General features: G+C 66.8%; 7 protein-coding genes. 4 read left to right on the plus strand and 3 right to left on the minus strand.

The features are described from left to right. Positions 1–143: 143 nt before the first annotated feature. Positions 144–2,024, plus strand: coding sequence for an alkyl sulfatase dimerization domain-containing protein (locus Q0D57_RS03710; protein WP_291038329.1), 1,881 nt, complete (start codon positions 144–146; stop codon positions 2,022–2,024). A 42-nt stretch (positions 2,025–2,066) separates the two neighbouring features. Here Q0D57_RS03710 and Q0D57_RS03715 read toward each other — a convergent pair whose 3' ends face one another. Next, positions 2,067–4,103 (minus strand): heavy metal translocating P-type ATPase, encoded by a 2,037-nt coding sequence (locus Q0D57_RS03715; protein WP_291038332.1) that lies wholly within the window; start codon positions 4,101–4,103, stop codon positions 2,067–2,069. Between the two features lie 201 nt (positions 4,104–4,304). On the opposite strand from Q0D57_RS03715, the gene Q0D57_RS03720 reads away from it, so the two are divergent. From Q0D57_RS03720 to Q0D57_RS03730, 3 genes are all read left to right on the plus strand, one after another. Further along, on the plus strand, positions 4,305–4,469 hold the full coding sequence (locus Q0D57_RS03720) for a hypothetical protein (protein WP_291038335.1): 165 nt from the start codon (positions 4,305–4,307) through the stop codon (positions 4,467–4,469). Between the two features lie 134 nt (positions 4,470–4,603). Then, positions 4,604–5,374 carry a phosphatase PAP2 family protein gene (locus Q0D57_RS03725; RefSeq protein WP_291038339.1) on the plus strand — a complete coding sequence of 257 codons (771 nt, stop codon included), beginning with the start codon at positions 4,604–4,606 and terminating at the stop codon, positions 5,372–5,374. Between the two features lie 46 nt (positions 5,375–5,420). After that, positions 5,421–6,230 carry a DUF1206 domain-containing protein gene (locus Q0D57_RS03730; RefSeq protein ID WP_291038342.1) on the plus strand — a complete coding sequence of 270 codons (810 nt, stop codon included), beginning with the start codon at positions 5,421–5,423 and terminating at the stop codon, positions 6,228–6,230. A gap of 64 nt (positions 6,231–6,294) precedes the next feature. On the opposite strand, the gene Q0D57_RS03735 is transcribed toward Q0D57_RS03730, so the two are convergent. Together Q0D57_RS03735 and Q0D57_RS03740 are read right to left on the minus strand one after the other, a co-directional pair. Then, positions 6,295–6,786: a GNAT family N-acetyltransferase gene (locus Q0D57_RS03735; RefSeq protein WP_291038344.1), complete on the minus strand. Its 492-nt coding sequence runs from the start codon at positions 6,784–6,786 to the stop codon at positions 6,295–6,297. Positions 6,787–6,838: 52 nt separating this feature from the next. Continuing rightward, on the minus strand, positions 6,839–7,271 hold a 433-nt coding region (locus Q0D57_RS03740; protein WP_291038346.1), incomplete at its 5' end, for a heat-shock protein HtpX.

The raw sequence follows: 7,271 nt of genomic DNA on the forward strand, positions 1-7,271 counted from the left end.
GAACACATAGTGCTCCCTCGTGAGAGCGTCCGCCACCACATGTCCCCTGGAACCGATGTCCCTTGACCGGGGGGATACGAGCGGCTTGGATGAAGTGAGAGCGCGATGAGGCGTCGTGCGATCGACGTGTGGGGGAGACAACGATGGCAGAGAAGTTCATCGGCGCTGAGGCGTCCGATTCGATCAGGGTTCAGCACGCGGATGTGCTCGCCCGGTCGCCGTTCGGCGATGACCGGGACTTCGCCGCCGCGGAGCGCGGATTCATCGGAACCCTCGACGACCCGAAGATCCGCGACGCGGCGGGTGAGGTGGTCTGGGACGCGTCGACCTACGACTTCCTGACCGGTGACGCACCGGACACGGTGAACCCGAGTCTGTGGCGGCAGAGCAAGCTCGTCGCCAAGCACGGACTGTTCGAGGTCGTGCCGGGTCTCTACCAGATCCGGGGTCTCGACCTGTCGGTGATGTCGTTCGTCGAAGGCGACACCGGGGTCGTCGTCATCGACCCGCTGATCTCGAAGGAGACCGCCGCCGCCGCGATGGCGCTCTACCGCAGGCACCGCGGCGACCGGCCGATCACGGCCGTCATCCACACCCACTCCCACATCGACCACTTCGGCGGTGTGCAGGGCATCATCACGCAGGCGGAGGTCGACGCGGGCGTCGAGATCATCGTCCCCGAAGGGCTCGTGGAGCACGCCGTCGCCGAGAACGTCTACGCGGGCACCGCCATGGGCCGACGGGCCGGGTACATGTACGGGGCGGCCCTGCCGCGAGGCCCGCGCGGCGCGGTCGGAGCCGGACTCGGGCAGACGACATCGACCGGTGAGGCCACCCTGCTGTCGCCCACACTCGAGATCACCGCGACCGGTCAGACCCACACCGTCGACGGCCTGGAGATCGAGTTCCAGATGGCGCCGGGCACCGAGGCGCCGACCGAGATGCACTTCTACTTTCCCCGTTACCGGGCCCTGTGCATGGCCGAGAACGCCACACACACTCTGCACAATCTGCTCACGCTCCGCGGTGCCGTCGTGCGCGACCCCCACGTGTGGTCGCGGTACCTCACCGAGGCCATCCAACGCTTCGGGGGAGAGGCCGAGGTCGTCTTCGCCTCTCACCACTGGCCCACCTGGGGCAGCTCCGAGATCGTCGAATTCCTCAGCCTGCAGCGCGACCTGTACGGCTACCTCCACGACCAGACGCTCCGGATGCTGAACCAGGGCCTGCAGGGAGCGGAGATCGCCGAGACCATCGTGCTGCCTCCGGCGCTGGAGAGCGCCTGGCACACCCACGGCTACTACGGCTCGGTCAGCCACAACGTGAAGGCGATCTACCAGCGCTACATGGGGTGGTTCGACGGCAACCCCGCCCGGCTCTGGCCGCACCCGCCGAAGGAGCAGGCGGTCCGCTACGTCGACGCCCTCGGGGGCATCGATCGGGTCGTGGAGCTCGCCCGGGCCGCCTACGACTCGGGCGACTTCCGGTGGGCCGCCACGCTGCTCGACCACGCGATCTTCACGGACTCCGGCCACGTCGGCACGAAGGCGCTCTACGCGGACACCCTCGAGCAGCTCGGCTACGGCGCCGAGAACGGGACCTGGCGGAACTTCTACCTCTCCGGTGCGACCGAGCTCCGAGGAGGGAACTTCGGCACCCCGACCGTCACGAACGCTCCCGCGATCCTGGCGCAGCTCACCCCGGAGCAGCTGTTCGACGCTGTTGCGATCACGGTCGACGGTCCCCGCGCATGGGACCTGGAACTGGAGTTCGACATCACGATCAGCGACCTCGGCAGGAGCTTCCATCTCGCTCTCCGCAACGGCGTGCTCGTCTACGTCGAACGCGATCCGGACGCCGACGCGAAGCTCCACCTCACCGTGACCAAGCCGCGACTGATCCGCCTCGCCGGAGGTGATCTCGACTCCGACGGCTTGGAGATTCGCGGCGACCTCGACGTGCTGAAACAACTCCTGGGGGTCCTCAGCCCCGGTGATCCCGCCTTCGAGATCGTCCTGCCGTGAGTCCCTCGCCTACCTGGGACCGGCCGAAGGCCTGTAGGCACGTCAGTGCGCAGCGGGGGTGGAATGATCCAGAGCTGCACGGGCGCTCGTGTCGGGATCCAGCTGCAGTCGGCGGAGGAGCTGCGCGTTCACCGCGACGACGATCGTCGACAAGGACATCAGGATCGCGCCCACCGACATCGGAAGAACGAAACCGATCGGAGCCAGAACCCCCGCCGCCAGCGGCACCGAGATCAGGTTGTATCCAGCGGCCCACCACAGGTTCTGCTTCATCTTCCGGTAACCGGCTCGTGACAACTCGATGACGCTCAGCACCGAGCGCGGGTCATCGCTTGCCAGGATCACTCCCGCGGAAGCGATCGCGACATCGGTGCCGGCCCCGATCGCGATCCCGACGTCAGCCTGAGCCAGTGCGGGAGCGTCATTGACGCCATCCCCGACCATCGCGACCCGCCGGTGCTCCGCCTGCAGTTCCTTCACCGTGGCCGACTTGTCTTCCGGACGCACTCCAGCGAAGTATCGGTCGATTCCCAACTCTGCGGCTACGGAACGGGTGACAGCCTCGGCATCTCCCGTGATCATGACCACCCCGATGCCTTGCGCGCGAAGGGCGTCGATCGCCTGCCGAGACTCCTCCCGGATCTCGTCGGCGAGCTCGAGGGCGCCGATGATCGCACCGTCGACCAGGACGTGCAGGATGGTCGCACCGTCCTTCCGCCACGAATCGGCGACACCGAGTTCCACCTGATGCTCGTGCTCGAGCAGATTGGGCCCCCCGACCTGAACGCGTGCGCCGGCAACGGTCGCGGTCACCCCGACAGCGGGGGAGGAGGCGAAGTCGGCGGCAGCCGGGATCGAGAGGTTCCGTGCTCGGGCAGCATTGACGATGGCGCGGGCCAGCGGGTGCTCGGAATCCGCTTCCGCCGCGGCAGCCAGAGCCAGCACCTTCTCGTCCGAGCGACCTTCCCTCGCTTCGATCGCGGTCACCGTCGGTTCGCCCTTGGTGAGCGTTCCCGTCTTGTCGAAGAGCACCGTGTCGACGGTGCGCATGCTCTCCAACGCCAGACGATCCTTGATCAGAACCCCACCTCGAGCGGCGCGCTCGGTGGCGATCGACACCACCAACGGAATCGCCAAGCCGAGAGCGTGGGGGCAGGCAATCACGAGCACCGTGATGGTCCGGACGACCGCCTCGTCGGGTAGACCGATTGCCGTCCACACAATGGCGGTGATGACTCCGGCCCCGAGAGCGAACCAGAACAGCCATCCGGCTGCGGTGTCCGCGATCCGCTGCGTACGCGAGGACGAGTTCTGCGCATCCGTGACCAGCCGCTGAATGCCGGCCAGGGCGGTGTCCGCACCTACCGCCGTGATCTCGACCCGCAACCCGGAATCCGTCGCGACGGTCCCCGCGACGACCATCTGGCCCACACCCCTTCTGACGGGACGGGATTCACCGGTGATCATCGCCTCGTCCATGCTGGCCGACCCCGCGACGATGTGGCCGTCGGCCGGCACGCGGCCACCGGGTCGGACGACGACGACGTCCCCCAGCTCCAGGTCTGCAGGGGCGACTGAGACGGTGCGTTCCCCATCGACGCGTTCGGCCTCATCGGGCAGCAGTGCGGCGAGGGAATCGAGAGCGGACGTCGTCTGCGCCAACGATCGCATCTCGATCCAGTGCCCGAGAAGCATGATCACGATCAGCAGGGCCAGCTCCCACCAGAAGTCCAGCTCGTGATCGACCAGACCGAGAGTCGCCCCCCAGGACGCGGAGAACGCCACCGTGATCGCCAACGCGATCAACAGCATCATCCCGGGCTTGAGAGCCCGCAGCTCACTGACCGCCCCCGTGAGGAAGGGTCGGCCGCCCCAGACGTACATCACCGTTCCGAGGACGGGAGAAATCCATCCGACCCACGTCGCATCCGGGAGCGGGTAGCCGAGGATCATGGCGAACATCGGCGAGAACACCACAACGGGTACAGCGATAACCAGCATGATCCAGAACAACCGCCGGAACTGGCCCACATGATCACCGTGACCACGCCCTGAATGATGTCCTGAGTGGTGTTCCATCACAGTCTCCTACCCATGCTCATCATACCCCCTGGGGGTACAGGGTGCAAGTGTCGCGCCCTTGTTCGTATTCCCGTGGATCATGCCGCCGGAGCTACCAATCGAGGTTGACTCAATCGCTATTGACTCAATCGTGGTAGGCATGGTCGAAGACGGCATGTCCCGGTTCCGGTCGTCATCCACAACAGAAGGAGAAATACAGTGAACATCCTGCTTATCGTCATCGCGGTCATCGCAGTCATCCTGCTGTTCACGGGCGGCTTCGTCTCGTCGCTGAACTTCCTGCTCTGGGTGGGTCTCATCCTGCTCGTGCTCGCCGTGATCGTGTTCCTCGTCCGGATGCTCTCCGGCAACCGCCGCGTCTGAGCCCACAACCCCGACCGAGAGGGTCCAGCACCGATGGCCGAAGCGCGCCACACCGTCACGATGGAGGCACGGATCGCCGCCGGCTGGACTCTCTCAACCGGTCCGGATCGCTTCAGTGCAGAAGCGGCGGATCGATGACCGCGACCCGCACGGGACGCATCGCTCAGTGGCGCGAGAAGTTCATCGTCGAAGAGCGGTACCTGCAACCAGCAGCCCGCCAGCGCCTCTACGTGACCAGCGGCGTCCTCGTCGCCACCGGAGCGGTCGCCTTCGTGTTCCTGCTCATGAGTGTGCTCACGCAGACCGGCTTCCATGAGCTCGACGCACCCGTGGAGGCCTGGTTCAACGAGCGCGTCGACGGCACCGCGACCGGCATCATGATCGTTCTGGCCGTCGCGTTCGGCCCGGTCGCTCTCCCGATCATCATCCTCGTCGTGCTCGTCATCTGGATCAGCGTGGCGCGGCACCTCTGGCGGCCCCTGCTTCTGGCCGGCGGGATGATCTGCGGGGTCGTGCTCGCGCAGACCATCGCCCCCCTCGTGCAGCATCCACGGCCACCGGTCGGGTTGATGCTGTTCGGCCCCGACCACTCCTTCTCCTTCCCCTCCGGGCACGTGCTCGGCACGTCGGACTTCCTCCTCATCACCGCCTACCTCCTCGCCAGTCGCATCCAGCGCACCTGGTTCACGATCACCGCCTTCAGTGTCGCGATCGCCTCGATCGGGCTGCAGATCGTCAGTCGCCTCTACCTCGGCTACCACTGGATCAGCGACACGACCGCCTCGATCGCGTTGTCGCTCGTCATCGTCGGCACGGTGATCGCCATCGACACCCACCGCACCGTCCGAGTCCCGGGTGAACCAATTCTCGGGCCGCTGTCGCAGCTGCAACGCGACGGCACCTGACCCACTCGCCGCATTCCCCACCCGCAGATCGAAGGGCCCACCACCCATGAGCACACGCTCCACGGCGCGCCGAGCAGCAAACTCGGCCGGCAACAGCACCATCCTGAACGTGCTCGCCCGCGTCGGATACGCCGCCAGCGGCCTCGTGCATCTGCTGCTGGGCTATCTCGCCATCCGCGTGGCCTTCAATCAGAGCGGCGAAACCGATCAAGCCGGCGCCCTGGCAGAAGTCGCGGAACTCCCTGGTGGCACTGTCCTGCTCTGGGTGATCGTCGTCGGCCTGTTCGCGCTGAGCCTGTGGCTGATCGTGCAGGCCGTTCTCGGGGTCGGATCGGCGTCGAAGAAGCGGTGGGTTCGAAGCCTCGTGGCCGCGGGCAAAGCAGCCGCCTACATCGCCCTCGGTCTCACCGCGCTGACGTTCGCTCTCGGGCAGAGCGCCGACGGCAGCGACTCCGCACAGCAGGCGAGCGCGACCATCCTGGCCCTGCCCGGCGGTCAGGTCCTGCTCGGAGCCGTCGGCGTGATCGCCCTGGCCATCGGCGGATACTTCATCTTCAAAGGCGTCACCCGGAAGTTCGAGGAAGACCTCACCATCCCGAGCGGCACGCCGGGACGAGCAGTACGCATCCTGGGAGTCGTCGGATATGTCGCCAAGGGGATCGCCATCGGCGTCGTCGGAATCCTCCTGGTCGTCGCCGCGGCCACCCTCGACCCCGAGAGCTCCACCGGCCTGGACGGCGCCTTGAAGTCGCTGGCGGAGCTGCCGTTCGGAGTGGCCATCCTCGTTGCCGTCGGACTCGGTCTCATCGCCTACGGCGTCTACACCTTCGTGCGCGCCCGCTACGCCCGTCTCTGACCGCAGACAGCGTCGGGAGCAGGAGCGGCCCTCGGCGCGTAGCGCCAGGCTGCTCGTGTGAAGCCTAGGAGGAGCCGTCGGCGCTTCGGCGCTCGATCAGGATCGTGTCGCGCCACTGACCGGCCCAGGGGCCGTAGGTCATCAGGGCGATGCGTTCGCGGGTGCCGATGCGGCGGAAGCCGGCACGGTCGTGGAGGGCGAGGCTCGCGGTGTTTTCGGGGAAGATGCTCGATTGGATCGTCCAGACGCCCGCGCTCTCCGCAGCGGCGATCAACGCCTCGACGAGCTGCCGACCGACCCCCTGACCGGCGGCGGCCCGTGCGACGTACACGGAATGCTCGACGACTCCGCGGTAGACCTCGCGGGCGGAGACGTGGGAGGCGGCGACCCACCCGACCACGGCCCCGGTGTCGTCGGCGGCGACGAGGCGGCCGATGTCGAGCTTGCTGGCGTCGAAGTGCTCCCAGCTCGGCGAATCCGCCTCGAACGTCGCGTTGCCGGTTTCGATGCCGGCGCGATAGATCGCCTCGACGACCGGCCAGTCATCTGGGTTCATCCGGCGAATGGAACTAAATGCCATTGCAGCAGTGTGCCAGGTGCTCAGATGCTCAGCGGGTCAGGATCGTCGCCTTGATCTTGTCGGAGACTGCCGTGCGCAGTGGGCGGACGGCTTCCGCGTCCCATGACTCGGGGTTGGGGAATGACCACTCGAGCACCTCGCCGCGCGGGGTTCCCGGAAGCTTCAGCCCGGGCTTCATGAGAACGACGATGTCGGCCTCCTCGAGATCGTTCTCGGTCACGGCGCGGGGCACCCGCCCCACGATGTCCATGCCCAGCTCGGCGACGGTCGCAGCGATCGCCGGGTTGACCTCATCAGCGGGGGAGAGCCCAGCTGAGGTCGCGGCGTACCGGTCGCCCGCAAGGAGTTCGAGCAGTGCTGCTCCGAGTTGTGAACGGCCGGCGTTGTGCTGGCAGATGAACAAGACGGTGGGGGAGTTGGTCATGAGGATCTCCACGGGCGATGAGTGAGGCATGCGTATG

The organism is Herbiconiux sp., from assembly GCF_023264895.1.
GTDB lineage: Bacteria > Actinomycetota > Actinomycetes > Actinomycetales > Microbacteriaceae > Herbiconiux.